Origin of the sequence: Paracoccus aminovorans (genome assembly GCF_900005615.1) — a bacterium.
Classification (GTDB): domain Bacteria; phylum Pseudomonadota; class Alphaproteobacteria; order Rhodobacterales; family Rhodobacteraceae; genus Paracoccus; species Paracoccus aminovorans.
Map to the genome: position 1 here is coordinate 347,400 of NZ_LN832559.1, position 25,967 is coordinate 373,366.

The 25,967-nt window shown below is 69.8% G+C and carries 28 protein-coding genes; 7 read left to right on the forward strand and 21 right to left on the reverse strand.

The features are described 5' to 3' along the window. Positions 1-10 precede the first annotated feature (10 nt). Positions 11-319: an H-NS histone family protein gene (locus tag JCM7685_RS01760; protein ID WP_074969812.1), complete on the forward strand. Its 309-nt coding sequence runs from the start codon at positions 11-13 to the stop codon at positions 317-319. 46 nt (positions 320-365) lie between these two features. Here JCM7685_RS01760 and JCM7685_RS01765 read toward each other — a convergent pair whose 3' ends face one another. The 3 genes from JCM7685_RS01765 to JCM7685_RS01775 form a co-directional block, all read right to left on the reverse strand. Next, on the reverse strand, positions 366-974 hold the full coding sequence (locus JCM7685_RS01765) for an HD domain-containing protein (protein ID WP_074969814.1): 609 nt from the start codon (positions 972-974) through the stop codon (positions 366-368). 90 nt (positions 975-1,064) lie between these two features. Continuing rightward, positions 1,065-1,574, reverse strand: coding sequence for a protein-export chaperone SecB (secB, locus tag JCM7685_RS01770; protein ID WP_074969816.1), 510 nt, complete (start codon positions 1,572-1,574; stop codon positions 1,065-1,067). A gap of 49 nt (positions 1,575-1,623) precedes the next feature. Continuing rightward, positions 1,624-2,190, reverse strand: a complete 567-nt coding sequence (locus JCM7685_RS01775) for an FxsA family protein (RefSeq protein ID WP_074969818.1) — start codon at positions 2,188-2,190, stop codon at positions 1,624-1,626. Between the two features lie 115 nt (positions 2,191-2,305). Between JCM7685_RS01775 and JCM7685_RS01780 the strand changes: the two genes are divergently transcribed. After that, the gene (locus tag JCM7685_RS01780; RefSeq protein WP_074969820.1) at positions 2,306-2,962 is read left to right on the forward strand and encodes a Tim44/TimA family putative adaptor protein; all 657 of its coding nucleotides are present in this window, start codon (positions 2,306-2,308) and stop codon (positions 2,960-2,962) included. Positions 2,963-2,965: 3 nt separating this feature from the next. After that, positions 2,966-3,571, forward strand: coding sequence for a Smr/MutS family protein (locus JCM7685_RS01785; RefSeq protein ID WP_074969822.1), 606 nt, complete (start codon positions 2,966-2,968; stop codon positions 3,569-3,571). Here JCM7685_RS01785 and JCM7685_RS01790 read toward each other — a convergent pair whose 3' ends face one another. The 4 genes from JCM7685_RS01790 to hslV all read right to left on the reverse strand — a co-directional run bounded on the left by JCM7685_RS01790 (position 3,572) and on the right by hslV (position 7,033). Then, positions 3,572-4,645: an alpha/beta hydrolase gene (locus JCM7685_RS01790; protein WP_074969824.1), complete on the reverse strand. Its 1,074-nt coding sequence runs from the start codon at positions 4,643-4,645 to the stop codon at positions 3,572-3,574. A gap of 62 nt (positions 4,646-4,707) precedes the next feature. Further along, positions 4,708-4,884, reverse strand: coding sequence for a PLDc N-terminal domain-containing protein (locus tag JCM7685_RS01795; protein ID WP_074969826.1), 177 nt, complete (start codon positions 4,882-4,884; stop codon positions 4,708-4,710). Positions 4,885-4,937: 53 nt separating this feature from the next. Further along, positions 4,938-6,242, reverse strand: a complete 1,305-nt coding sequence (gene hslU, locus JCM7685_RS01800) for an ATP-dependent protease ATPase subunit HslU (protein ID WP_074969828.1) — start codon at positions 6,240-6,242, stop codon at positions 4,938-4,940. A 236-nt stretch (positions 6,243-6,478) separates the two neighbouring features. Next, positions 6,479-7,033 carry an ATP-dependent protease subunit HslV gene (hslV, locus tag JCM7685_RS01805; protein ID WP_074969830.1) on the reverse strand — a complete coding sequence of 185 codons (555 nt, stop codon included), beginning with the start codon at positions 7,031-7,033 and terminating at the stop codon, positions 6,479-6,481. A gap of 100 nt (positions 7,034-7,133) precedes the next feature. Here hslV and JCM7685_RS01810 point away from each other — a divergent pair, with 100 nt between their 5' ends. Then, positions 7,134-8,036: a protein kinase family protein gene (locus tag JCM7685_RS01810; RefSeq protein WP_074969833.1), complete on the forward strand. Its 903-nt coding sequence runs from the start codon at positions 7,134-7,136 to the stop codon at positions 8,034-8,036. 32 nt (positions 8,037-8,068) lie between these two features. Here the strand turns inward: JCM7685_RS01810 and trxA are convergent, their stop codons facing one another. The 6 genes from trxA to dapB are packed head-to-tail and all read right to left on the reverse strand — an operon-like array spanning position 8,069 to position 17,635. Continuing rightward, positions 8,069-8,392, reverse strand: coding sequence for a thioredoxin (gene trxA, locus JCM7685_RS01815; RefSeq protein ID WP_074969835.1), 324 nt, complete (start codon positions 8,390-8,392; stop codon positions 8,069-8,071). A gap of 52 nt (positions 8,393-8,444) precedes the next feature. After that, positions 8,445-11,810 (reverse strand): double-strand break repair helicase AddA, encoded by a 3,366-nt coding sequence (gene addA, locus JCM7685_RS01820; protein ID WP_074969837.1) that lies wholly within the window; start codon positions 11,808-11,810, stop codon positions 8,445-8,447. After that, positions 11,803-14,730, reverse strand: coding sequence for a double-strand break repair protein AddB (gene addB, locus JCM7685_RS01825; RefSeq protein WP_074969839.1), 2,928 nt, complete (start codon positions 14,728-14,730; stop codon positions 11,803-11,805). Before addB ends, addA begins: the two co-directional genes overlap by 8 nt. Further along, positions 14,727-15,392, reverse strand: a complete 666-nt coding sequence (locus JCM7685_RS01830; RefSeq protein WP_074969841.1) for a nucleotidyltransferase family protein — start codon at positions 15,390-15,392, stop codon at positions 14,727-14,729. Before JCM7685_RS01830 ends, addB begins: the two co-directional genes overlap by 4 nt. Further along, the gene (tsaE, locus tag JCM7685_RS01835; RefSeq protein WP_074969843.1) at positions 15,389-16,804 is read right to left on the reverse strand and encodes a tRNA (adenosine(37)-N6)-threonylcarbamoyltransferase complex ATPase subunit type 1 TsaE; all 1,416 of its coding nucleotides are present in this window, start codon (positions 16,802-16,804) and stop codon (positions 15,389-15,391) included. The genes JCM7685_RS01830 and tsaE overlap by 4 nt, the downstream gene beginning before the upstream one ends. 24 nt (positions 16,805-16,828) lie before the next feature. Beyond that, positions 16,829-17,635, reverse strand: coding sequence for a 4-hydroxy-tetrahydrodipicolinate reductase (dapB, locus tag JCM7685_RS01840; protein WP_074969845.1), 807 nt, complete (start codon positions 17,633-17,635; stop codon positions 16,829-16,831). Between the two features lie 69 nt (positions 17,636-17,704). Here dapB and rbfA point away from each other — a divergent pair, with 69 nt between their 5' ends. Genes rbfA through truB form a run of 3 tightly spaced genes read left to right on the forward strand, consistent with a single transcriptional unit; the run spans position 17,705 to position 19,759 of the window. Beyond that, the gene (rbfA, locus tag JCM7685_RS01845) at positions 17,705-18,121 is read left to right on the forward strand and encodes a 30S ribosome-binding factor RbfA (protein WP_074969847.1); all 417 of its coding nucleotides are present in this window, start codon (positions 17,705-17,707) and stop codon (positions 18,119-18,121) included. Further along, on the forward strand, positions 18,111-18,866 hold the full coding sequence (locus JCM7685_RS01850) for a phosphodiester glycosidase family protein (RefSeq protein WP_074969849.1): 756 nt from the start codon (positions 18,111-18,113) through the stop codon (positions 18,864-18,866). The genes rbfA and JCM7685_RS01850 overlap by 11 nt, the downstream gene beginning before the upstream one ends. Next, positions 18,866-19,759, forward strand: a complete 894-nt coding sequence (truB, locus tag JCM7685_RS01855; protein ID WP_074969851.1) for a tRNA pseudouridine(55) synthase TruB — start codon at positions 18,866-18,868, stop codon at positions 19,757-19,759. Before JCM7685_RS01850 ends, truB begins: the two co-directional genes overlap by 1 nt. Positions 19,760-19,892: 133 nt before the next feature. On the opposite strand, the gene JCM7685_RS01860 is transcribed toward truB, so the two are convergent. From JCM7685_RS01860 to JCM7685_RS01895, 8 genes are all read right to left on the reverse strand, one after another. Next, positions 19,893-20,819: an MBL fold metallo-hydrolase gene (locus JCM7685_RS01860; RefSeq protein WP_074969889.1), complete on the reverse strand. Its 927-nt coding sequence runs from the start codon at positions 20,817-20,819 to the stop codon at positions 19,893-19,895. A gap of 120 nt (positions 20,820-20,939) precedes the next feature. After that, positions 20,940-21,587 (reverse strand): RluA family pseudouridine synthase, encoded by a 648-nt coding sequence (locus JCM7685_RS01865; RefSeq protein WP_074969891.1) that lies wholly within the window; start codon positions 21,585-21,587, stop codon positions 20,940-20,942. A gap of 35 nt (positions 21,588-21,622) precedes the next feature. Then, entirely contained in the window at positions 21,623-22,018 is a 396-nt protein-coding gene (locus JCM7685_RS01870) for a GFA family protein (protein ID WP_074969853.1), read from the reverse strand. Then, the gene (locus JCM7685_RS01875; protein ID WP_074969855.1) at positions 21,996-22,448 is read right to left on the reverse strand and encodes a GAF domain-containing protein; all 453 of its coding nucleotides are present in this window, start codon (positions 22,446-22,448) and stop codon (positions 21,996-21,998) included. The genes JCM7685_RS01870 and JCM7685_RS01875 overlap by 23 nt, the downstream gene beginning before the upstream one ends. 31 nt (positions 22,449-22,479) lie before the next feature. Next, positions 22,480-22,839 (reverse strand): hypothetical protein, encoded by a 360-nt coding sequence (locus tag JCM7685_RS01880; protein WP_074969857.1) that lies wholly within the window; start codon positions 22,837-22,839, stop codon positions 22,480-22,482. A gap of 119 nt (positions 22,840-22,958) precedes the next feature. Then, entirely contained in the window at positions 22,959-23,780 is an 822-nt protein-coding gene (locus tag JCM7685_RS01885) for an NAD-dependent epimerase/dehydratase family protein (RefSeq protein WP_074969859.1), read from the reverse strand. Beyond that, a complete protein-coding gene (locus JCM7685_RS01890; protein WP_083412881.1) occupies positions 23,777-24,628 on the reverse strand; it encodes a glycosyltransferase in 852 nt (283 codons plus the stop codon). Before JCM7685_RS01890 ends, JCM7685_RS01885 begins: the two co-directional genes overlap by 4 nt. Next, entirely contained in the window at positions 24,625-25,842 is a 1,218-nt protein-coding gene (locus JCM7685_RS01895) for an NAD-dependent epimerase/dehydratase family protein (RefSeq protein WP_074969861.1), read from the reverse strand. Before JCM7685_RS01895 ends, JCM7685_RS01890 begins: the two co-directional genes overlap by 4 nt. Positions 25,843-25,967 lie beyond the last annotated feature (125 nt).

The following is a 25,967-nucleotide window of genomic DNA, read 5'->3' on the forward strand; positions in this document are numbered from 1 at the left end:
GGACACCGATATGAACATCGATTTGGACGCAATGTCCTTGAAAGACCTGCGCGACCTGCGCAACAAGCTGGACCGCGCCATTTCCACCTTCGAGGACCGCCGCAAACGCGAGGCGCTGGCTGCGGCGGAAACCGCGGCGCGGGAATTCGGGTTCAATCTTGCCGAACTGACCATCGCGAAACAGGCACGCAGCAAGGTGGCGCCGAAATATGCCAATCCGCAGGATCCTTCGCTGACCTGGACCGGCCGCGGCCGCAAGCCGCGCTGGGTGCAAGAGGCGCTGGACACCGGCAAGAAGCTGGAAGAACTGGAAATCTGAAAGCCGAAGCCTCCGCATTCATTTGCGGGGGCTTTATTCCGGGATTTCACCCGGCCCGGTCCATTTCCTGGATCAATGCATCAAAACGCGCGAGATAGGCGCTGCGGGTTTCCCGCGGCGGACGCAGCGTTATTTCCAGGCCCTGAACCAGCGCCGGATCCGGAACCGGAAACAGCCGATCCGCTTCGGCGCGCGAAAATCCCGCGATCTGAACCGCTTCCAGCCAGGCGGAAATCCGGTCGGCACGTTTGATCGCGCGTTTCACCGCCACGGGCAATTGCGCCGGCAATCCGAAACGGCGATGGATCGCGGCGGCAAGCCGCGAGTCCATTTCGCCATATTCCCGGCCCAAAGCCGCCTTCACGGGCGAGATCATGTCGCCGATCACATATTCCGGTGCGTCGTGCAGCAGCGCCGCCAAACGCCAGCGCGGCTCGACCTCGGGCTCGGTCCTGGCATGGATCTGCTCGACCAGCAGCGAATGTTCGGCCACGCTATAGGCCCAGTCGCCATGGGTCTGGCCGTTCCAGCGCGCCACGAAGGCCAGGCCATGGGCGATGTCGGCGATCTCGATATCCACGGGCGTGGGGTCCAGCAGGTCCAGCCGGCGCCCCGACAGCATGCGCTGCCAAGCGCGTTTCGCGGCTTTGGCCATGGCGTTCTCCTGTCAGGTCTGGGACGAGGCAGGGCCCGCGACGCATCCGCCACGGGCCCCGGGAGCATTCTCACGCAGAAGTGATCGGCGTCAGGACAGCGGCTGGTCGGCGGGCCTTTCGGCCTGCATGCGGCGCGCGATCTCCTGGCGGTACAGCGCCACGAAGTCGATCGGGTCCATGTTGAAGGGCGGAAAGCCGCCGTCGCGGGTCATGTCCGAAACGATGCGCCGCACGAAGGGAAACAGCATCCGGGGACATTCGATCATCAGGAAGGGGTGCAGCTGGTCCTCGGGCACGCCCTCGACGTGGAAGATGCCGCCATAGTCCAGTTCGCACAGGAACAGCGGCGCCTTGTCGCCGGCATTGGTCGATTGCACGCGGAACTTGCTGATGACCTCGTACTGGTGCTCGGTCGGGCGCTTGCGGGCATCCAGGCTGACCTGCACGCTGATCTCGGGCTGGACGTCGCCCGCGGGCAGACCCTTCTGCGCCACGGCGTTTTCAAAGGACAGATCGCGGATGTATTGCGTCAGCACCTGCAGGCGCACGCCGGCCTGGGCGTCGGGAGCCGCGGCACCGTTGTTGTTCTCGTCGCTCATTGAGTTCTCCTCGGATTTGCCGGGGTTCTAGCACCCCGGCGCCCCGCGCTCAATGCCGCGTCCAGCCCGAGCCGCCGGGCCGGCCGCCGTCGCCGCGCTGGTCGGTCAGCCCCTCGCGCACCGGGGCGGGCGGATCGTCCTGCACCGAATATTCGCCGTCGATCACGCCTTCGTCGCGCCAGCCGCGACCGGGACGAAAGCCGGCCGGATCGGCGCCCAGGTCGGCCTCGGAAGGATAGCCCTGGCGATAGCCATAGGCGCTGGTCGACACCCGGACCCGCGCCGCCATCCGCCGCAGCACCAGCGACCGCACGGCCGGTATCAGCAGCAAGAGCCCCAGGGTACTGGTGAACAGCCCCGGCACCACCAGCAGCAGCCCGGCGATCATCACCAGCGCACCATGCGCCATCGGCCGGCCGGGATCGCGAAACTCCTGCATCGCCTGCTGGATGTCCAGCACGGCCCGCGCGCCCTGGCGCCGCATCACGGCGACGCCCAGCGCGGCCGAGCCCAGGACCAGCGCGATCACCGGCAGGACGCCGATCAGCCCGCCCACCTGGATGAACAGCGCGATCTCGACGATCGGCAGGATCACGAACGGCAACAGCAGCCACATCGACGGTTTTCCCCTTCCGGCACTTCCCAAAATCCGGCGCCAAAACTGGACTTGGCCCGGTCCTCACCCTACATAAGCATCGAAACCCCGGTTACAAAGCGCATTAGGCCCGTCCATGTCGAACCCTCTGCTGCAACTTCTCGTCCTGGGCGCGATCGCCGTCTTCCTGATCCTGCGCCTGCGCGGGGTCCTGGGCACGCGCGACGGGTTCGAGACGCCGCGCCTGCCCGAGGAGCCGGCCCCGCGCAAGCGCTTCGACGTGATCGATGGCTCGGCCGAAGCCGGCGACAGCGACATTACCGATCATGCCGAGCCGGGCAGCCCCATCGCCAGGGCGCTGGAGCAGATGAAGCGCGCCGAGCCCGAGTTTGCCGTCGGCCCGTTCCTGTCCGGGGCGAAATCGGCCTATGAGATGATCCTGATGGCCTTCGAGCGCGGCGACTTGTCCGAGGTGCGCGGCTTCCTAGCGCCCCAGGTGGCTGAGGCCTTCGAGACGGTGATCGCCGACCGCGAGGCCCGCGGCCTGACCACCGAGGCGCAGTTCCTGGGCACCCGCGAAACCGGGCTGGCCGGGGCCGAATTCACCCCTGCCACCGGCATGGCCCAGCTTTCCGTGCGCTTCGTCGGCGAGATGATCGTCGCCACGCGCGACGCCCAGGGCAATGTGGTCGAGGGCGACCCCAAGGCCGCGCGCAAGCAGCGCGACACCTGGACCTTCGCCCGCCGCATGGGCGAGGACGATCCGAACTGGCAACTGATCGCCACGGCCTGAGCCATGGCAAGGAAGCGGCGCGGACTTTCGGCCGAGGACAAGGCCCTCTGGTCCCGCGTCGCCGCCTCCGCGGTGCCGATGCATCCCGCGCGCAAGCCCGACGACCTGCCCCTGCCCGAGCCGACGCTCAAACCGCCCCGGCCCATGGCGCCGCCGCCGTCCCCGCTGCCGTTGGCAGAGCTGCGCATCGGCGGCCGGACGCTCGGCGGTCCCGCCATCCGCATCGACCTGTCGCCCGCACCGCCGCAAACCGTGCATGCCCAGCCGCTGCGCATGGACCACAAGACCCATCGCCAGATGACCCGCGGCAAGCTGGCGCCCGAGGCGCGGATCGACCTGCACGGCATGACGCTGAACATCGCCCAGCCGGTGCTGACCCGCTTCATCCTCCAGGCCCGGGCCGAGGGCCGGCGGCTGGTGCTGGTCATCACCGGCAAGGGACGCGAGGGCGGCCCGGACGCGCCGCTGCCGGTACGGCCCGGCGCGTTGCGCCACAACGTGCCGCATTGGCTGCACATGCCGCCGCTGAACCAGGTCGTGCTGCAGATCCGCCCCGCCCACCGCCGCCATGGCGGCGAGGGCGCCTATTACGTCTATCTGCGCCGCTAGTCAGAACGAAGGCGAGATCACGATCTGCGCCGCGCGCTCGACATGCAGCGCGGCCCGCGTCAGCGGCCCGACCCCGCCGCCCACGTCCGAGGAGAACACGCTGTTCAACTCTTGCGCCTGCGTCAGGATCCGCATCAGCGCCGGCGAGGTCGCGACGTTGAAATGGCCGTCGCCGCTGCTGAAGGCGCCGACATCGACCAGCGTCACCGGCAGGTCCGCCACCGGCCGCGCATCGGTCAGGTTGCCCAGCCGCACCGGCTCGGCCGAGATCAGCGCCGACAGGTTCAGCGCCCGATCCCGCCCCGAGGTGAAGATGATGAAGGGCTGCGGCAGCCTGCCGATGGCGCGGGCCTGGGTGCGGAACACGCCCACGTCGATGTCGGGCGACAGCAGCACCACCGCTCCGATCCGGTCCAGCGTGCGGCGGTCGCCGGCGATGGCCATCTGGCGCAGGCTCTCCATCAGCAGCAGGGCGCCCATGGAATGCGCGACCAGGATCGCCTTGCCGCCGCTCGCTTCGGTCGCGATCTGGATGCTGCGCGACAGCCCGTCGCGGGAATAGAGCACGCTGTCGCGATCCGCCGCATAGGCCAGCGGACTGCCGCGCGAGGGCCAGGAAAAATGCATCGGCACCCCCGGCAGGCGCAGGTCGCGCTCGATCTGGGCAAAGCGATACAAGCCCTCGGCGAAGGTGTTGTTGTAGCCATGCACGAACAATACAACATCTCGATCACCCTGAGGCCTCGCCGCCACGGCGCGACGCAGGTCGGCGCGAAAGTCCTGCGGACGATTGAAACGCGCATAGCCCGAGACCAGGAAATCCGTCCCCGGGTCCGGCTTCGCGCCCTTGCGGGGATAGGTGATCGAGCCCGGCTTGCGTTGCGGCGGCACCGAGACATCGACCCGGCCGAAGCTGACCCCTTCGTGCCGGCTGCCGTCGAAGGTGCGATTGCTGGCGACATAGATCCGCTCGACCGTGCCGACCTCCGCCGCCTCGGGGGCCATGGTGATCTCGCCCCGCGGACCACAGGCCGCAAGCCCCAGCAACAGCGCAAGAATGACCCGCCTCGGCATGTTCCGCCCGTCCCGTTCCGAACCGGGCGCAGCATGCCACCGCGACGGATATTGGGAAAGCCCTAGCGGTAATTCGCCTTGGGTCCGGCCAGCCACCAGATGATCAGCCCCACCACCGGCAGGATGGCGACCAGCGCGATCCAGATCAGCTTGGTGGTCGTGGTTTCATTGGTGTTGATGATTGAGGCGATCGCCCAGACATCCAGGGCGAAGATGATGATGCCGAAAAGATAGCTCATGGGCGTCCCGTCCGTTGACTGCCGAGACAACGACGGGAACGCCCCACGGTTCCCTAGAGCACGTAGCGCGACAGGTCGGTCGAGCGCGCAAGATCGCCCAGATGCCGCTCGACGAAGCCCGCATCCACCACCACCTTCTCGCCCGAACGATCCGGCGCGCTGAAGGAAAGCTCCTCGAACACCCGCTCGATTACGGTGTAAAGCCGCCGCGCACCGATATTCTCGACCGAGCCGTTCACCTCGGCCGCGATCCGCGCCAGCGCCCGCACGCCGTCCTCGGCAAATCCGACCTCGACGCCCTCGGTCGCCATCAGCGCGGTATATTGCCGGGTCAGGGCGTTGTCGGTCTCGGTCAGGATGCGGATGAAATCCTCCTCGGTCAGCGCCCGCAGCTCGACGCGGATCGGCAAGCGGCCCTGAAGCTCGGGCAGCAGGTCCGAAGGCTTGGCGATATGGAAGGCCCCCGAGGCGATGAACAGGATATGGTCGGTCTTCACCGGCCCGTATTTGGTCGAAACCGTGGTGCCCTCGATCAGCGGCAGCAGGTCGCGCTGCACCCCCTCGCGGCTGACGTCGCCGCCGCGCGCATCGCTGCGGGCGCAGACCTTGTCGATCTCGTCGATGAAGACGATGCCGTTCTCCTGCACGCTCTCCAGCGCGGCGGCCTTGACCGCCTCGTCGTCCAGAAGCTTGTCGGCCTCTTCGGCGATCAGCAGATCGTAGCTTTCCGAAACGGTCACCTTGCGCCGCACCCGCCGGCCGCCAAAGGCCTTCATCAGCCCGGACAGGTCCATCATCCCGCCCATGCCGCCCGGCTGGCCGGGCACGTCCATCATGCCGAACGGGTTGGAATTGTCCTGCACCTCCAGCTCGATCACGGTGTCGTCCAACTCGCCGCGCTTCAGCTTGTCGCGGAACATCTGCTGGGTCTGCTCGCGCGCGCCCTCGCCGGCCAGGGCCGCGACGACGCGATCCTCGGCCGATTTGTGCGCCCGGGCGTTGACCTCCTCGCGCATGCGCTCGCGGGTCTCGACGATGGCGGCATCGGCCAGGTCGCGGATGATCTGCTCGACGTCGCGGCCGACATAGCCGACCTCGGTGAACTTGGTCGCCTCGACCTTCAGGAAGGGCGCGCGGGCCAGCTTGGCCAGGCGGCGGCTGATCTCGGTCTTGCCGACGCCGGTCGGGCCGATCATCAGGATGTTCTTGGGATAGACCTCGTCCCGCAGGTCGTCGCCCAGCTGCCGGCGCCGCCAGCGATTGCGCAGCGCCACGGCCACGGCGCGCTTGGCGTCCTTCTGGCCGATGATGAAGCGGTCCAGTTCGGACACGATCTCGCGCGGGGTCAGGTCGGACATTCGAGGCTCCTGTCTCATCTGCGCATCACTTAGAACCGCGCCCCACGGGTTTCAACCGAAGCCCCCGCCCGAATCGCCGCATTCCCCGGCGCCGAAACCCCCGGCCGAAGCCACCCCGCAGCCCGGCGCTTTCGACACAAGCGCCATGGCATCGCCCAAAGCAGGACCGCCATTTCTCCGCTCCGAAAAATACTCTGGGGTGAGGCCCGGCACGGGCCGAGGGGCAAGGCCCCTCCCTACCCCAGCACCTCGACCGTCAGGTTGCCGTTGGTATAGACGCAGATGTCGGCGGCGATCGCCATGGCCTTGCGCGCCACGGCCTCGGCGTCCAGGTCGCTCTCCATCAACCCCCGCGCCGCCGCCAGGGCGAAATTGCCGCCCGAGCCGATGGCGGCCACGTCATGCTCGGGCTCCAGCACGTCGCCGGCGCCGGTCACCACGAAGATGTCGCGCCCGTCGGTGACGATCAGCATGGCTTCCAGGTTGCGCAGGTATTTGTCCATGCGCCAATCCTTGGCCAGATCGACGCAGGCCCGCGCCAGCTGCCCGGGCGCCGCCTCCAGCTTCTTCTCCAGCCGTTCGAGCAGGGTGAAGGCATCGGCGGTCGAGCCGGCGAAGCCCACCACCACGTCATGCCCGCCGGGCTTCAGCCGGCGCACCTTGCGGGCCGTGCCCTTCATCACCGTCTGGCCGACGCTGACCTGGCCGTCGCCGGCGACGACGACCTTGCCGCCCCGCCGCACCGCCAGGATCGTGGTGCCGTGCCAGCCGGGAAACTTCTCGTCGGACATGATGCTCTCCGTATTCCTCTTGCGGGTCAGATAGGACCGCCCTGCCCCTTTCGCAACCCGGCCCTTCCGCCGCCGCCGCCCTGCCGCTAGCCTGCGCGCCATGAGCCAAGCCCCGATCCTGCGCGTCTATCTGGAAGGCCCGCTGCTGCGCATGACGCGGGCAGGCAAGATGAATTTCCTCAACGTGCTGAAGGCCGCGGTCGAATCCCGCGGCTGGCGCGTCGAATGGCACGAGACCGGCCCCGAGGCGCGCCGCGCCGCGCCCCGCCGCGACGGCTACGCCCTGTTTCACATGCAGCCGCCGACGCATGACCGGGCGCTGACCTTTCGCCGCGCCTATCACTACCCGTTCTGGCGCATCGAGACGACGCAGCAGCGCTGGCGCTTCCGGGTCGCGCAGGCCCGTTTCGACCCCGATGCGGTGGACCCGGCCCCGGCCGAGGAGTTCGCCCGGAACCTGCGCGCCCGGGTGCTGCCCGGTCCATCACCCACGCGAACCGGCCCGGTGCTGGTGCCGCTGCAGGGGCATCTTCGCCGCTGCCGGTCTTTCCAGACCATGAGCCCGGTTCAGATGCTGGAACAGGTGGCGGCCATCGGCCGGCCCACGGTCGCCACGCTGCATCCCAGGGAACGCTACGACGCCGCCGACCATGCCGCGCTGGACCGGCTGACCGCGCGCCATCCGAACCTGCACCTCGGCGGAGACACCGCGGCCCTGCTGCGCGACTGCGCCTTCGTGGCGACCCAGAACAGCGGCGTCGCCTTCGACGGCTACATCCTCGGCAAGCCGGCGGTGCTGTTCGGCCAGATCGACTTTCACCACATCGGGCTGAACGTGGCCCGGCTGGGTGCCGGCCCGGCGCTGGCGGCGACGGACCATCACGCCCCGGATTACGCCCGCTATCTGTGGTGGTTCCTGCAGGAACAGTCGATTAACGCCAGCCGGCCCGAGGCGCCCGAGCGCATCCTTGCCGCCATGCGAAAGGGCGGCTGGCCGATCTGACCCGCCGCCCCTTTTCGCGAAATCCGTCCCGATCAGATCGAATCGTCGATCCAGGCCTTCAGCGCGGCCTTGGGCGCGGCGCCGATCTTGTTCGAGACCACCTGGCCGTCCTTGAACAGGAACAGCGCCGGGATGCCGCGCACGCCCAGGGCGGCCGGGCTTTCCGGGTTCTCGTCCACGTTCACCTTGACGATCTTGACGCGGCCCTCGTATTCGGCGGCCAGCTCCTCCAGCGAGGGACCGATCTGGCGGCAGGGGCCGCACCATTCCGCCCAGAAATCCACGACGACGGGGGTCGAGGACTGGCGCACTTCGCTGTCGAAATCTGCGTCGGTAACGGCTTGGGTATTGGCCATGAGGGCTCTCCTGCGCAATGCCGGGGGAAATCCGGCAGGAATGTATGAACAGCTAGGCACCCGCAGGGGCGGGGTCAAGGCCCGCCATGGTTGCGTCCAGCAGCGCGTCCGGCAGCGGCATCAGCCCGCGCGTCGCGGTCCACAGCACCGCCGTCTCGACCCGGTGCCCCGGCCAGATCAGGCGCAGCGCGGCGCGATAGGCCGCCATCTGCCGCAGGATGCCCAGCGGCACCTCCACGGGCGCGGCGGGCACGTCGCGGTTCGACTTGTAGTCCACCGCCAGCACCCGGTCGGCTGTGATCACAAGCCGGTCGACCTTGCCCATCACCACGCCCAGGCCAGGCAAGGGCGCGGCCAGCGCCAGTTCCCGAAACAGCTCGGCCCCCTCGGGAAGCGCAAAGACCTGCGCCAGATCGGGCGCCTCGATCACGGCGCGCGCCTCCTCCAGCAGCCCGGCCAGGGCCTCGGGTCCCGGCAGGCCGCCCTCGACATCGGCCAGGACGTCGCGGGCCAGCGCCGGCCATGCGCCGGGATCGCGGCCGGGCAGGTGCTCCAGCAGCAGGTGCAGCCGGGTGCCGAACAGCATCGCGGCCTCGGCATCCCCCGCGCCGGCGCCCACCATCACCTTGGCCCCGCCCAAGGCCGTCGCCGCCAGCGGCCGGCGTTTTTGCGGCACCGGAGGCGGCGGCGCCCGCAGCCAGTCGGGAACGGCGACCGACGTCCTTTCGGCGCGCGCCACCTCGGGCGCGGCTTCGGGCCAGGCGCCGAAGGACAGCCGCCGGATCTCGCCGCCCCAATCGGCCGGGATGCGGCTTTCCACCAGATCGCTGCGGCCCAGCCCGGCCTCGACCATGCCGTGCCAGCTGTCGGCGTCGGTCTCGCCCGCCGCGGCGACGACCAGCCAGCTTTCCGCGCGGGTCAGCCCGACATAGAGCAGCCGCTTGCGCTCTTCGAGCTGCCTGCGCGTCTGCGCCTCGGCCAGATCCTCGACGGCGTCCGGCCGCTCACCCTTGCGGCCGCGCCACAGCGCCAGACCGTCCGGCCCGGCCAGCACCGGCGCCTCGCGCGGGGGGCGGCGCTTCGCGCAATCGGGCATGACGACGATGGGGCTTTCCAACCCTTTCGAGCCATGCACGGTCATCACCCGGATCAGCCCCTCGCCCTCGCCGGCGCTGCCGGGCTGGCGGCGCACCTCGACCTCGTCCCCGGCCAGCCAGACCAGGAAGCCGGTCAGCGACGGCGTTTCCGCGCTTTCATAGCGCAGCGCCTGCGACAGCAGCTCGTCGATGCCGTCCTGGGCCTCGGGCCCCAGCCGACCCAGCAGGCGCTGGCGGCCGTCGTGGCGAATCAGCAGGCGCTGGATCAGGTCGTAGGGCCGCATGAAGCCGGTCTGGCCCATCAGGTCGGAAAGCACGTCCACGGCCTGGCGATGCCCGGAGTCCCGCAGCCGCCGCCACAGGTATTCCCCGCGCTTGCGGCCATGGGCCAGCCGGTAAAGCTGTTCCTCGGTCAGCCCGAACAGCGGCGAGCGCAGCACATCCGCCAGTGACAGGTCGTCCTCGGGCGTGGCCAGCACCGACAGCAGGGCGCGGATGTCCTGGACGGCGATCTCGCCCCCCAGCTTCAGCCGGTCGGCGCCGGCCACCGGCAGGCCGGCGGATTTCAGCGCCCCGATGATTTCCGCGAACAGCTCGGAACGGCGCTGCACCAGGATCAGCACGTCGCCAGCCCGCACCCGCCGCACCGCGCCGGTCTTGGCGTCCAGGATCGGCTGGCCCAGCATGTCCCGCACCGCCCCGGCCAGGGCGCGGGCCAGGCGGGTGGATTCCGAATTCTCGGCCGGCTGGTCCACGGGCGCGGTCCAGTCGCCGGGCTCGGGCTTGTCGGGCTTCGGGACCGGCGGCCACAGCTCGACCCGCCCGGGCATGGTGGCGCGAAAGGCGCGGTGCTGCGGCGGATCGCCCAGGCCCTGCGCCGCGCCGCCGGCGAAGACCTGGTCCACCAGCGTCAGGATCGCGGGAGAGCTGCGGAAGGAATGGCGCAGCTCCAGCACCTGCATCGGCTGGCGCACCGCCTCGAAGGCGGCGGCGAAACCGGCGCGGCGGGCCTCGAAGACGGCGATGTCGGCGCCCTGGAAGGAATAGATCGACTGTTTCGGGTCGCCGACCACGAACAGGCTGCGCGTCCCGTCGCGCGCGCCCTGCCCCGCGGTGAACTCGTCCGTCAGGCGCTGGATCACCTGCCATTGCGCCGGGCTGGTGTCCTGGGCCTCGTCGACCAGGATGTGGTCGATGCCGCCGTCCAGCCGGAACAGCACCCATTGCGCCATGCTGTTTTCCGACAGAAGCCGCGCCGTGCGCTCGATCAGGTCGTCGAAGTCCAGATGGCCCCGCACCGCCTTCTGCGCCCGGTAGCGGGACAGGAATTCATGGCCGAAGCGGTGCAGCGCCAGCGTCTTTTCGGCATGGGCCAGCGCGATGCGCAGCGGTCGGGCCAAGGCCACCCGCTCCATCAGGATCGCCAGGTCGTCCATCAGCTCGGCGCAGGGGCCGGTGCGCAGGGCCTTGGTCGGAAAGCTGTCGTATTTCGGCGCGAAGGGCTCCTTGGCGCCTGCCCCGTTCAGCAGCACGGATTCGAGGATCGCCAGTTCGGCCGCGCCCGGCCGCACCCAGTCGCCCGCCGCCAGTTTCGCCGCCGCCTTCTGGTCGTTGGTGCCGCTTTTCCACAGATGCGGGATCAGCGCCGCGACTACCAGCGCGCCGTCGGCGAAGGTGCGGGCCAGAAGCGCGGCCATGTCCTCGCCCGGCGCCATACCGCAGGCCGCCCAGACGGCGTCCCGGTCCGCGGGGGCCTCGAACCCCCGCAGACCGGCCAGGAAAGCGTCGAGGTTCTCGCCCGAATGCAGGGCCAGCAGGTCTTGCAACGCGGGATGATCCTCGCGCGCCATGTCCTCGACGATCTCGGCGCGGATCAGGGCGGCGCTGCGGTCGTCGAGCTCGGTGAAGCCATGCGGCACGCCGGCCTCGATCGGAAAGCGACGCAGCACGCCGGCGCAGAAGCTGTGGATGGTCTGGACCTTCAGCCCGCCCGGAGTCTCGATGGCCCGCGCGAACAGCCGCCGCGCGGCGGGCAGGTCGGGGGCGGCAGCCTCGCCCAGCCGGGCCAGTTCGGCGCGCAGCGCCGGCTCGGGCAGCATCGCCCATTGCCCCAGCCGCGCCAGCAGGCGGTTCTGCATCTCGCTGGCCGCGGCCTTGGTATAGGTCAGGCACAGGATGCGCTCGGGCGCCGTGCCCGCCAGCAGCAGCCGCGCCACCCGGTCGGTCAGCACCCGGGTCTTGCCCGAGCCGGCATTGGCCGTCAGCCAGGTCGAGCGCAGCGGGTCCGCCGCCCGCACCTGCGCCAGGGTCGCGTCATCCATCGGCAAACCTTTCCGGCGTCGCCGGTTCGGCGGTGTCCCATTCGCCGTGCCGCGACAGGTGGTCGTAGTCGCTGGCATGGTCGCTGCGTTCCATCGCCAGCCGGGCGGTAAAGCCGCGCTCGCCGCGCAGGTATTGTCCGATCAGGGTGACGAAACCTTCCCAGGTTTCAACCGCTTGTCCTGGCCCGAAGTCGCGCGCCTCGGTCCGGCCCTCGCCGCCCAGCTGGATATAGCTGATGCCTGCGACCTGCGCCGGACCCAGCTTCGAAAAGCCGCCCAGCTCGGCCATCGCGGCCTCCAGCGGCAGCTGCTTGTCGAAATGCGCGACCTGCTTGTCGGTCGGCGGCTTGCCGGACTTGTAGTCATAGACCTGCACCCGCCCGTCCTGCAGCCGATCCAGACGGTCGGGCCGCGCGGTCAGGCGGAAATCGGCGCCGGGGACCGCCAGCGCGCCGCGATCCTCGATCAGCACCGGCCGGCCTTCGGTCAGGCGCCGGGCCTCGTCCGCCATCAGCCGGTCGGCGACCCCGGCGATGCGCGCGCGCCAGAACAGCCGCGCCGAGGGCCATGGCACGTCCCGCGCCAGCACCTCGTCTGTGATCACAAGCAGCCGCGCCTTCATCGCCTCGGGCGATTCCGGCAGGTCCGGCAGGCCGCGCAGGAAGCGGTCCATGATCGCGTGCAGCGCACTGCCGCGGTCGGCGGCGTCGGGTTCCGGGCGCAGGGGGTCCAGCGCCCGCAGGCCCAACACGCGGCGGGCATAGACGGCATAGGGGTCGCGGATCAGCGTCCTGACCTCGGTCACCGACATTTCCGCCAGCGCCGGGGCAGGCGGAATGGGCGAGGGCCGCGCGGCCGGGGCTATGCGTTCGCGCGGCCGCGCCTGCGCTTCGGCGAGGTCCAGCCAATATTGCCCGCGGTCCCGCATCGCGGCCAGCGCCTGCGGGCCGTCCTGGCCGGGCAGGCCGCCCAGCAGGTTGGTCAGCCGGTTCAACCAGCGCGAGGGGATGGTCTCGGCCTCGGCATCGCGGCGGGCGCGGGTCAGGATCACCTGCGCCGCACCGGCGGCCTGCTGGAAGTCATGCGCGGCCAGGCCCACGCGGCGCTCGGGCAGGGTTAGGCCGGCCGCCAGGCGCATCGGTCGCGACAGCCAGGGATCGGGGGGCAGGGCCTGCGGCCAGCCGCCCTCGTTCAAGCCGGCCAGGATGACCCGGCCCACCGCCTCGGAGCGGGCCTCGCGCGGGCCGCGGAAACGGACCAGCGGATGCGCGGCCACGTCCTGGCGCACGGCCTGGGCCTGCAATTCCTCGTGCAGCAGGTCGCGGAACTCGGCCGGGCGCAGGTCGTGGCCCAGCCCGGCATGGGCGGTCAGGTGGTCCAGCACCCCCCGCGCCAGCCCGCCCGCGGCCTTGCCCCAAAGCTCCGAGGCATCGGCGCTGCCGCCCGGACCTGCCGCCAGATCCTCGGCCAGCGCGCGCAGGTCGCGCAGCCTGTCGGCCAGCGGGCGCGGTGTCCGGTCGCCGGCCAAAGGCACGATCCGGTCCAGCAGACCCGCCAGCCACAGGGCCCAGGGCTTGCCGGCCTCGGTCCCGCGGTCGGCCCATCTGCGCAGCGCGGCGCCATCGGGAAAGGCCGGGCCGTTGCGACGCAGCTCAAGCTCCAGGTCGCGGCTGTGGCGGTTGTGATCACGGCGGTAATCGGCGCCCAGCCCGGTCGCCGTCACCGGATGTTTCAACAGCACCAGCAGCCCGTCGATCATCAGCTCGGCGCCGAAGAGGTCGGCGACATGGCGCAGGAACAGGCCGGGGGCGGTCAGGGGCAGGGGCTGGCCGGCGGAATCGTCGGGGATGATGCCCCAGCGGTCCAGCGCCGATTGCACGCGCCGGGTCAGCATGCGGTCGGCGGCGATCAGCGTGATCTGTTCGCCGCGCTGCACCGCCTCGCGGATGATCAGCGCGATCGCCTCGGCCTCCAGGCCCGGCTGTTCGGCCTCGATCAGGGTCAGGTTGGCGGTGGCGGGGACCAGAGGGCCCAAGCCCGGGCCTTCGGTGATCCATTGATCGGTGACCGGGGCAGGGCGCAAGGCCAGTGAAATCAGCCGGTTGCGCTCCGGGTCCGGGGCGGCCTGGCCTGTCCAGTCGCGGGGTGGGCCGAACTCTTGCAGGAAAGGCGCATAGCGGGCCTGCGGGTGATCCTCGGAGCGGACATCCAGACCGTCCCAGACCGATTGCGGCAGGTCCGGGTCGAAACCTGGCAGCACCACCGCGCCCATCGGCAGCCGGGCCACCGCGCGCATGAAGTCGCGCGTCGCGCCATGCGAGCCGGTCGAGCCGGCGACGACCACCGGCCCCTGGGGCAGCGCCTCGCCTCGCGCCCAGGCGGCGGCCAGCGTCTCGGCCGCGGCGCGCTGGCGCGATTCGCGATCCTGCGGCGGATCCGACAGGTAATAGCCGGCGGCAATGCGCAGGAACGCCAGCGCGCGGCCCCAATGCTGGGCATGTTCGCTGGCGTCGATGCGGTCCAGCGCCTGCGCGTCCAGCCCTTCCAGCTGCATCTCGGCCATCAGCCCGGCCAGCGAGGCCGCCAGTTCCGGCACCGATTGCCCCTGCGCCAGATCGGGCTGCGCGCGCAATGCGGCATCGATCAGCCGGCCCAGCTGCAACCGCCGGGCCAGCGGCGCCGTGGCCGCGCCGCCGCCGATGTCGGCGATCAGCCGCAGCTGCGGCAGGACCAGCGGCCCGCGCCAGACCAGCGCATCGCGCAGCGCCATCAGGGACTGGCCCGAGTTCGCATAGACCGTGACCCGCGCCATCTCTTGCGGCGGGCGGTGCCGCATCCGTTCGATCAACCCATCCGCGAAGGCGCCGGCGAAATCGGCGCCACAGGGCAGGGCGAAAAGGCCGCTCTGCCAGTCGCTCACCGCAGCAGCCCCTCGGCCAGCGGAATGCAGTCGGGACGGCCGACGTCGCACCATTCGCCGGAATGGACCAGCCCATAGGCGCGGCCCTCGGCGATCAGCAGGTCCCAGAGGCGGTTCAAGGAAAACACCTGGTCCGGGATCTGGGCCAGCCGGTCGGGGCGGACGATCTGCGCGCCGCCATAGACCAGTTCGCCCTTGCGGATCAGCCGGTTATCTTGCGCCAGGCTGAAATCTCCGCCGCCCTGCCGCCCGTGGGTGCGGGCGATGGGCACCAGCATCAGCAGCGCATCCATGCCCTCGTCCCAGGCATCCAGCAGCGCCGAGATCGGGTTCGGCCCGGTCCAGACCACGTCCGGGTTCATTGTGATCACAGGTCCGGGACCCAGTAGCGGCAACGCCTTGCGCAGGCCGCCGCCGGTTTCCAGCAGCAGGTCGGTTTCGTCGGAAATCGCCGCCTGCGTGCCGATGTGATCACGGATCTGGCCGCCCAGGTGGTGGATGTTCACGACGATGCGCCCGACGCCCGCCGCGCGGCCCAGATCCAGCGCCCGGTCCAGAAGCGTCCGTCCCGCGACCTCGATCAGCGGCTTGGGCGTCACGTCGGTCAGCGGCGCCATGCGCGTGCCCTTGCCGGCCGCGAAGACCATCAGCGGCAGGCTCATCCGGCGATCCTTTCGATCACCTTTGGCGTGGGCGCGGGGATGCCTTGCAGCGCCGCCGCCAGCGGCGCCAGCGCGGGATGCGCCAGGTCGCGCTGCAACGCCGCCCAGACCCGGGGCATGAAGGCCAGGTAGCGGCGCTTGCCCTCTTCCTGCGCCAGCCGGGTGAAGATGCCCAGGATGCGCAGGTTGCGCTGCGCGCCCAGCAGCGCATAGGCGGCGCGAAAGCGGGCGTCCTCCATGCCGGTCGCCGCGACATAGCGGGCGATCTGCGCGGCCTCGATGTCCGGCGCCACCTCGCGACGGGCGTCCTGCAGGCCCGAGACCAGGTCATAGGCCGGATGCACCGCCACCGCATCCTGGAAATCCAGCAGGCCCAAGGGCTTGTCGCCCATCCAGACCAGATTCTCGGCATGAAAGTCGCGCAGGCCCAGGACCGGCGGAATGGTCTCGCAAAGCGCCTCGTGCAGCGCCTCGACGACGGGGGCGACATCGGCGCCAAGACCGGGGGTGCCGGCGGCGGCGGGATAGTGTTCGGCGAACAGCCCGACCTGCCGCGCCAGCTCCGGCCCGTCCAGGCGTGGGACGAAATCCGGCGGCGCTTGGCGGTGCAGATCCACCAGGAGGTCGGTCATGCGGTCGTAGATGCGCGGCGCCAGCGCCGGATCGGCCTCCAGCACCCGGGCGACCAGGTCGTCGCCGAGGTCTTCCAGCAGCAACAGCCCCTCGATCTGGTCGGCGGCCAGGATCTCGGGTGCGTGGAAATCGCGGTGGCGCAGCCATTGCGTCATCGCCACGTAACCGTCGGTGGTGCCGGGGGCGGCATCCATCAGCACCGCGCTGCGATCCCCGTCGAGCAGCCGGAAATAGCGCCGCGACGAGGCATCGCCGGCCAGCGGGAACAGTCGCGCCCCCGCCCAGCCGGCGCGATGGATCAACCGCGCGATCACCGGCAGGCGGGTCGCGAAACCCCAATGCGGCTCGGACCCCGACAGGGTGATCCGGCGCAGTTCGGGGAAATCGACATGCGGCTCCAGCGCCACGGTCAGCGGCTCGGGCAGGGGGCCGCCATGCTCGGGCCATTCGATCAGCACGATGGCCTCGCGCATGGCCTCGTCGAGGCCGAGCTCGGCCAGCTCGTCGGGATGGGTCAGGCGATAGAGGTCGGCGTGCCAGATCTCGGTCCCCAGCGGGTCGGCATAGGTCTGGACCAGGGTGAAGGTCGGGCTGGGCACGTCCTCGGCCGCCTCGCCCTGGCGGGCGCGGATGAAGGCGCGGGCGAAATGGGTCTTGCCGGCGCCGACCGGCCCTTGCAGGGCCAGGACGTCGCCGGGTTTCAGCACCGCCGCCATGACGCGGCCCAGGCAGGCGGTCAGGTCGGCATCGGCGGGGTCGAGCGTCGCAAGCAGGGTCATGGCCTCAACCTAAGCGCGCGGACGTCACAGGCCAAGCACATCCGCCATGTCATATTCGCCCGGCCCCTTGTCCTGGCCCCAAAGCGCCGCCCGCAACGCGCCGCGGGCAAAGATCGCCCGGTCGGTGGCGACATGGCGCAGGACCACGCGCTCGCCCGCGGTGGCGAAGATCACGTCATGTTCGCCCACCACGTCGCCGCCGCGAATGGCGGCAAAGCCGATGCTGCCCTTTTCGCGGGCGCCGGTGATGCCCTCGCGCGCCGGGGTGCGCAATTCGTCCAGGCTGCGGCCGCGCCCCTCGGCGGCGGCGGCGCCCAGCATCAGGGCGGTGCCCGAGGGCGCGTCCACCTTGCGATTGTGATGGGCCTCGACCACCTCGACGTCCCAATCCTCGCCCAGGGCGGCGGCCACGCGCCGGGTCAGCCCGACCAGCAGGTTGACGCCCAGGCTCATGTTGCCGGCGCGGATGATCGGGGCGTGGCGGGCGGCAGCCTTCAGCTTTTCCAGATCGGCCGGCTGCAAGCCCGTGGTGCCGATGACATGCACCGCGCGGGCCTGCGCCGTCAGCTCGGCGAAGGCCACCGTCGCCGCCGGCGTGGTGAAGTCGATCAGCGCCTGCGCCTTGGCGATGGCCTCGACCGCATCGTCGGTGACCACGATCCCCAGCGCCGGGCCGCCCATCGCCTCGCCCAGGTCGCGGCCGACCCAGGGGCTGCCGGGCCGCTCGATGGCGCCGACCAGCCGCGCCTGGTCCGAGTCCAGCACCGTGCGCGCCAGCATCTGCCCCATGCGCCCCGAGGCGCCCGCAATCACGATTCCCGGTTTGTCCATGCTCATTCCCCCGTTTGCCGCCGTTCTATCCCGTTGCGGCGCGCGCCGCGACCCCCTACATCTGCGGCCATGGCACAGAACCGCTTTCATTCCGGCACCGGCCCCTCGCAGCGCCAGCTTCGCGTGGGCGAGCTGATCCGCCGCACGCTTTCCGACGTCCTGCTGCGCGCGGATGTCCACGACCCCGACCTGAACCGGCATTCGATCACGGTGGGCGAGGTCCGCACCTCGCCCGACCTCAAGGTCGCGACGGCCTATGTGCTGCCGCTGGGCGGCCATGACGCCGAGGACGCGCTGGCCGCGCTGCGCCGCAACGCGCCCGAGCTGCGCCACCTGGTCGCCAAGGCGATGACGCTGAAATACGCGCCGCAGCTGCGTTTCGTGCTGGACGAGACCTTCGACCGCATGGACGAGACCCGGCGCCTGCTCAACGAGGATCGCGTGCGCCGCGACGTGGAACACGACGACGCCGACGATGAGGATTGAGCTGAAGCGCCGGCTGGGGCTCGCGCTTGGTGCGCTGATCGCCATGACCCTGCCCGCCGTGGCCGGGATCTGCGAAAAGCGCGCCTTCGACGGGCAGGGCTATGTCGTCTGCACGCTTTCCGCCGCGCAGGAGCCGGGGCTGAAGCTGTGGCTGAACGGGGCCGACGGCCGGGTGCTGGGCGATTTCACCGCCGTCCGTCGCAGCTTGGCGCCGGGTGAGGTGCTGGCTTTCGCCATGAACGCCGGCATGTATCACGCGGATTATTCCCCGGTCGGGCTTTACGTCAGCGAAGGCGAAAAGGCCCATGACCTGGTCACCGGCGCCAGCAAAGACAATTTCGGCATGCTGCCCAACGGCGTCTTCTGCGCCGGCGGCGCGCGGCCCTATCAGGTGATCGAAAGCCGCGCCTTCGGCAAGGCCCAGCCGCAATGCCGCATCGCCACGCAATCCGGGCCGATGCTGGTCATCGACGGCGCGCTGCACCCGCGCTTCCTGGTCGATTCGGACAGCCGCTATGTCAGGAACGGCGTCGGCGTCTCGCCGGACGGGCAAACGGCCTGGTTCGCGATCTCGGACCGCGCCGTGACCTTCCACGAATTCGGCCGGCTGTTCCGCGACGGCCTCGGCGCCCGCGATGCACTTTACTTTGACGGCTCGATTTCCAGGCTGTATGCCCCCGCGCTTGGCCGCGCCGATTTCGGACGCCGGCTGGGACCGATCATCGGCTATACGGAACAGGAATAATGGCACGGAAAAAAGGGCGTGAGATCCACGGTTGGCTGATCGTGGACAAGCCCGCGGGCGTGGGCTCGACTGACGTGGTGGGCAAGGTCCGCTGGGCGCTGGACGCGAAGAAGGCCGGCCACGCCGGCACGCTGGACCCGGATGCGACCGGGGTGCTGGCCATCGCGCTGGGTGAGGCGACCAAGACCGTGCCGATCCTGACCGAGGCGCTGAAGGCCTATGACTTCACCGTCAACTGGGGCGCCGAGACCGCCAGCGACGACGCTTCGGGTGCGGTGCTGAAAACCAGCGACATCCGCCCGGACGAAGCCGCGATTCGCGCCGCCCTGCCGCGCTTTACCGGAGAGATCATGCAGGTCCCGCCCGCCGTCTCGGCCGTCAAGGTCGAGGGCGAGCGCGCCTATGACCTTGCGCGCGAAGGCGAGACGGTCGAGCTCGCCGCCCGCCCGCTTTGGGTGGAATCGCTGGAACTGCTGGGCACCACGCCCGACACCGCCGACCTGCGCATGGTCTGCGGCAAGGGCGGCTATGTCCGCGCCATCGCCCGCGACCTGGGCCGGACCCTGGGCTGCCTTGGCCATGTCGCGCGCCTGCGCCGGATCTGGTCGGGCCCCTTCGACGCCGAGCAGGGCATTGCCTTCGACCGCATCGACCGCGCCAACCAGGCCGAGATCGAGGCCGCGCTGCTGCCCCTGCAAGCCGCGCTGGCCGACCTGCCGCAGATGCAAGCGACCGAGATGGGCGCCACCCGCATCCTGAACGGCAACCCCGGCCAGGTTCTGGGCCATGCCGAGTTCGGCGAGGAAGTCTGGGTCGCCCGTCAGGGCCGCGCACTCTGCATCGGCCGCTACATGGGCGGCGAGGTCCAGCCGAGCCGGGTTTTCAACCTCTGACAGGTTGCAGAGCGGGACTCGTGCGGGACCCGATGAAATTATCGGTCAAACAACGGGCTATGTCCGGCCGATTTGGGGCGGATTTCCCCTGATCGGCCACCGTGCCATCGCAAGAGTCTTTACCGGCAGCCGGCTAGTCGAACTGATAGGTGGCCGGCTGATAGCGCCAGGCTCCGGCGCTGTTCGGCGCGATGAAGCCCAGCGCCGGGAAAGGCATGTGATAGCCGACGAAGGGGATCATCTCGTTCGCCAGCCGCACCAGCACCCGCCGGCGCGTCGCGGCACCCATATCCTTGTCCACGTCGAAGCGCACATGCCACGCCGGGCGCTGCACCGAATAGACGTAATGGTTGAAGCTGTCCCCGGTCAGCAAAAGCCGCGCGCCCTCGCTTTCCAGCAGATAGGTGGTATGCCCGGGCGTATGGCCATGCGCGGCCTCGGACCGGATGCCGGGCAGGATCTCGCCATCCTCGTCGAAAAGCCGCGCCTTGCCGATCAGCGGCGCCACCTTGGCGCTATAGGCATCGCCCGGATTGGCTGCCCAGTAATCCGCCTCGGCGCGCGCGGCGACCAGTTCGGCATTGGCAAAGACCGGGGCGTCCCCGTCCATCAGCCCGCCGATATGATCGCCGTGCATATGGGTCAGCACGACATGGGTGACATCCTCGGGCTTGACCCCGGCGGCAGCCAGAGAGGCGACGGTATTGCCCGGCTCGATGCCGGTGTCGAACAGCACCAGCGCATCCGGCGTGCGCAGCAACGTGGGCGTATAAGAGCCGCCGGTGCGGTCCGAGGGGATGAAATTCGCCTTGCTCAGCGCCTCGAACTCGGCCGGATCGGCGTTCAGCCCGAAGGTCGCGATCGGGTCCTGGCTCATGCCGGTGCCGCCCAGCAGGGTGGTCAGTTCGAAACCGCCCAGGTTGATGCGATGCGCCTTGCCGACGAAAGCGGGGCTCTCGGGCTCGGGCGCGGCCTGGGCCAAGGCCGGGGCCGTCAGCAGCAGCGGCAGGCTGCCGCCTGCCATCAGCACTCCGCGGCGGCTGAATCCGGTTGCGGTCATCTCGCCCTCCGTTTTCTGCAACTGCCGCTCAACCCGCTCGGGCGGCGGCGGTTCCGCGCCGGCTTCGACTTCGCCCTTGTCCAAATACCCGAACCCGGCCGCGCCGCCGGCGCCAGGGCCTCAGAACGGCACCGGGGCCGAGAAGCTCAGCATGACCCCGCTTTCGGGATGCTTGAAGCGCAGGCTCTCGGCATGCAGCATCAGCCGCGGGAAATCCGCCGCCGCGCCCTCGGCATAAAGCGGGTCGCCCAGGATCGGATGGCCCAGCGCCGCCATATGCACCCGCAACTGGTGGCTGCGCCCGGTCAGGGGCATCAGCCGCACCCGGGTCTCGGCATCGCCGGCCTTCATCACCCGCCAATCGGTCTGCGCCGGCCGTCCCTCGGCGTGATCGACCTTCTGCCGGGGGCGGTTCGGCCAGTCCACGATCAGCGGCAGGTCCACGCTGCCGGCCCTGGGCTCCAGCCGGCCCCACAGCCGGGCGACATAGGCCTTTTTCGTCCGCCGGTCCTCGAACTGCTTGGACAGGTGGCGCTGCGCATGTGGCGTCAGGCCGAAGACCATCACCCCCGAGGTGTCCAGGTCCAGCCGATGCACCAGCAGCACGGTCGGAAAGGCCGCCCGCAACCGGGCGATCAGGCAATCGGCGCGATCCTCGCCGCGTCCGGGCACCGACAGCAGGCCGGCGGGCTTGTCCACGACCAGGATCTCGTGATCGGCATGGATGATCCGCGGCTGGTCGGAGGTGGGCTGATAGACGAAACTCATCGGCCGCATATCGGCCGGCCCGCCGCCCGCGTCAACTATTCGCTGGGGTTCTGCGGCAGGCCGTCGGCGATCTGGTAGTAATCGCCCTTGTCGGCGACGAAGATATGGCCCAGCAGCCGCAACCCGGTGGGCGCATCGATGGCGCCCGCCGCCACGTCGATCACCTCGGACCCGTCGCGCTGCCAGAACAGCGACGAGCCGCAATCGCCGCAAAAGCCGCGCCGGGCGATGTCCGAGGCGCGGAACCATTTCGGCGCGCCCTCGATTTCCAGCGTCTTCGGCAGGATGGCGGCCCAGACATGGCCCGACCAGCGCCGGCACTGGCCGCAATGGCAGGCCTTCAGGTCGTTGCCGGCGTCATAGGTGCCGCGAAAGCGGATCCTGCCGCAAAGGCAATGGCCGGTGAACTCAGTCTCGGGCGAAGCATTCATCCAGGATCTCCTGCAGGCGGTGCGCGTCCTCGTCGGTGAAGGCGGCGGGGCGGTCGCTGTCGATGTCCAGCACGCCCAGCAACCGGTCGCCCGGTCCGACGACCGGAATCACCAGTTCCGAGCGGGTCGAGCTGGCGCAGGCGATATGGCCGGGAAAGGCATCCACGTCCGCGACCCGCTGGATCTGCCGCGTCCGCGCCGCCGCGCCGCAAACCCCGCGCGCAAAGGGAATGGTCAGGCAACCGTGGCCGCCCTGATAGGGACCGATCTTCAGCAGCTCGGGGGCGGTGACGCGATAGAAGCCGGTCCAGTCGAAACGCGCATCCGCGTGGTGGATTTCGCAGGCGAGCGTCGCCATCAGCGCGACCTCGTCGGTCTCGCCATGGGTCAGGGCGCGGATGCGGGCGGCGAGGGCGTCATAGTCGGGCATGCCGTCAGCCTAGCCGCCGCGCCCCGCGCTGTCACCCCGCCACGCGCCAATAGCTGCTGGGGGTATGGATCAGCGGCAGCAGCGCGAAGCCCGCCGCGGCGATGCACAGAAGCGCGCCCAGGTTCAGCCCCGTCGGCAGCAGCTGCCACAGCAGGAACAGGCCGCAGCCGATGACCAGCGGCACCCAGCCCTCGCAACGCGAGCGCAGCGCGGTCGCCCCGCCCAGCAGCGCCAGCGCCAGCATCGGCCAGGACAGGGGCGCGAAGCCGCGGCCCGTCAGCGCCAGCGTCTGCGGCGGCAATTCGGCCAGCGAAAGGATCAGCGAAAGGGCAAGGAGATAGCCGGCCGTCACCGCAAAGGACAGGCCGCAGAGAATCGAAAGCACGCGCATTTGGAACAGACCTCGGAACAGGACGACAAAATACTCAAATACGAGGCCGCTTCTGGGCCTCCGAGCGGGTTTCGGCAAGGCTTTGCGGGCGGGCGGCGGCGGTATCGGCGGCATTCTGCCTAGGTTGGTATTTCCGCGATGATTTCTGGCAGGTCGCGGCGCAGCAGCGCCATGCCGCCGGGGCGCCAGCCCAACGCCTGCAATCGCACGCTCAGCGGCTTGCGCAGCGGCGCGGGATCGGCCGGCGCGGGCAGGGGCGTGCCGCAGCCGGCCAGCCGCGCGACCTCGGCCAGCAGGTCGCGGCGGTCCAGCACCAGGTCGCCGGCATTGTAGCTGCCGGCCATCCCCGGATCGTCCAGGACCAGCAGCGCGGCCCGGCCCAGGTCGGCGCCGTGCAACTCGGTCGCGACGCGGGGCTCGGGGGTGATGCCGCGCAGGAAATCCCCGATCAGCCCGGCCCATTTCTGCGGCTGGCCCGGGCCATAGACCCCGGTCGGGCGCAGGCTGGCGGTGCGGAAATCCGGCGCCGCCATGGCGGCCAGCGCCGCCTCGGCCTTGGCCTTGACCTGGCCGTAAAGGCTTGTCGGGGCAGGAATAAGATCGTCGGCCAGGTCCATGCCGGCGGGGTGGCCGTCATGCACGGCGCGCGAGGACAGGAACACCACCCGGCCCACGCCCTGGTCGCGGGCAGCGCGGAACAGCAGCAGCGAACCGTCGAGATTGGCGCGGGTAAAGCCCTGCGGGTCGTCGCCCTCGCCGCCGCGATAGCGGCCGGGCAGGTGCTGGAAGGCGGCATGGACCAAGGCATCGCAGTCGCCGAGGTCGGGAATGTCGCCCAGGCGCCAGCCGGGCAGGCTGTCGATCCGGTGCCCGGCCTGCAGCGCCGCGCGGGCGATCCAGCGTCCGACCAGGCCCGAGGCGCCGGTCAGCGCGATCCTCATGCTGCACCCGTTTCAAGGCCGGGCGGCGGCGGCAGGTCGCGCGGATCGGGCACCGGACCGTCGCCGGCATGGGCCTGCCACAGGTCGATCAGCGGACGCAGCTGCGCGACCTTGGCGTGATCCTGCCACGGCTTTTCGTATTGGAAATGCAGGATGCGGATGTCCTGCCAGCGCCAAAGGGCGGGCAGGTTGATCCAGACATATTGAAGCATATTGTCAAAGACCGGCAGGCCGTGCCAGTTCGGGAAAAAGGTTTCCAGGAAGGTCTGATCGGTGCGGCGCCAGAACACCCCCGGCCGGTCCAGCCGCGCCAGCATGGCCTGGAACGTCGCCGGCGCGGGGCGGGCGGTGAAGACGCCGGAATTCAGGCGGTGGAAATCCGAAAGCGACTCATAGACATTCGGCGCGGCCGAGAATTCCGGATAGTCGAACAGCCGGTCGATATTTTGCAGCACCAGGGCGTCGGCGTCGATGAACACCACGCGGTCGTAGTCCAGCTGCCACAGCCGCAGCTTGGCGAAATTGTCGAGCGGGGTATGGAACGGCGGCTTGTCGCCCTTGGTGAAGGGGGCGGCGCCGTGCAGCCGGTCGCGGGCGTGCAGGGCGTTGAATTCGGGCGATGTCGGCAGCAGGTCCACCTGCACCGCGCGCACGCCCAGCGCCCGCAGCCCCTCCACCGCCTCCGGCGGCAGTTCGGTGTAAAGCAGCACCAGGTCGGCGGTGGTGCCGGTGCGGCGCAGCGAGCGGAACAGCGCCGCCGCCCCGGTCGCATAGTCGGGATTGGTCGCCAGCGTGACGAAGGCGCGGTCGGACCGCGCCTTGTCGCGGAAACGCAGCCCTTCGGTCACGATACGGAACGCAGCCGCTTGTGTTCGGGGTCGTGCTCGACGCGCTTGGCGATGTCCTTGGTCCAGGCCGAGACCGCCGGCACCCGCGAGCGGTCGATGCGATGGGCGTATTTCCGCGCCACCTCAACCACTTCGGACAGCAAGCCCTCGGCCAGGGTGATCGGCCGCAGGCCCAGCGCCAGGAACTGGTCGTTCCTGACGATCAGGTCGTTCTCCTCGGCTTCCTTGCGGGGGTTCGGCAGATAGGCGACCTCGGCCCCGGTCATGCGGGCGACCAGCTCGGCCAGGTCGCGGACGCGGTGGGTCTCGGTCATCTGGTTGAAGATCCGGACGCGGTCGCCCGCCGCCGGCGCGTCCTTCAGCGCCAGTTCGATGCAGCGCACCGAATCCTGGATGTGGATGAAGGCGCGGGTCTGGCCGCCGGTGCCGTGCACGGTCAGCGGATAGCCGATGGCGGCCTGGATCAGGAAGCGGTTCAGCACCGTGCCGTAGTCGCCGTCGTAGTCGAAGCGGTTGATGAGCTGTTCGTGCCGCCGGGTCTGGTCGGTATGGGTGCCCCAGACGATGCCCTGGTGCAGATCGGTGATGCGCAGCCCGTCGTTCTGGGCATAGAACTGGAACAGGATCTGATCCAGGCTCTTGGTCATGTGATAGACCGAGCCGGGCCGGGTCGGATACAGGATCTGCTGCTGGCGCGGGCCGTCGGGCGTGTCGATCTGCACGTCCAGATAGCCCTCGGGGATCGGCGCGCCGACCGAGGAATAGCCATAGACGCCCATGGTGCCCAGGTGGACCAGATGCGCGTCGATGCCGGTTTCCACCAGCGCCGCCAGCAGGTTGTGCGTGGCGTTGGTGTTGTTGTTGACGGTATAGACCTTGTGGCGGTCGGTCTTCATCGAATAGGGCGCGGCGCGCTGCTCGGCGAAATGGATCACCGCATCGGGGCGGGTCGCGGCCAGCCATTGCTTCAGCCGCTCGTATTCCGTGGCCAGGTCCAGCAGGTGGAAGTGGATGCGCCGTCCCGTCTGCTGGTGCCAGATCCGGCACCGCTCCTGGATCGAATCCATCGGCGTCAGCGATTGCACGCCCAGCTCGGTGTCGATCCAGCGCCGCGACAGGTTGTCCAGGATATGGACCTCATGGCCCAGGTTCGACAGGTGCAGGGCAGTCGGCCAGCCGACGAACCCGTCGCCGCCCAGAACGGCAATGCGCATGGTGATCTCCTTCTGCTGCGCGGCAGGAATGCGCGGGCAATGTGTCAAAACTATGACGTTCTTGCGAAGGTTCCATAGCGAAGCCAAGGCGACACGCGAAATCTTGCCGAAAACATTGCATGATC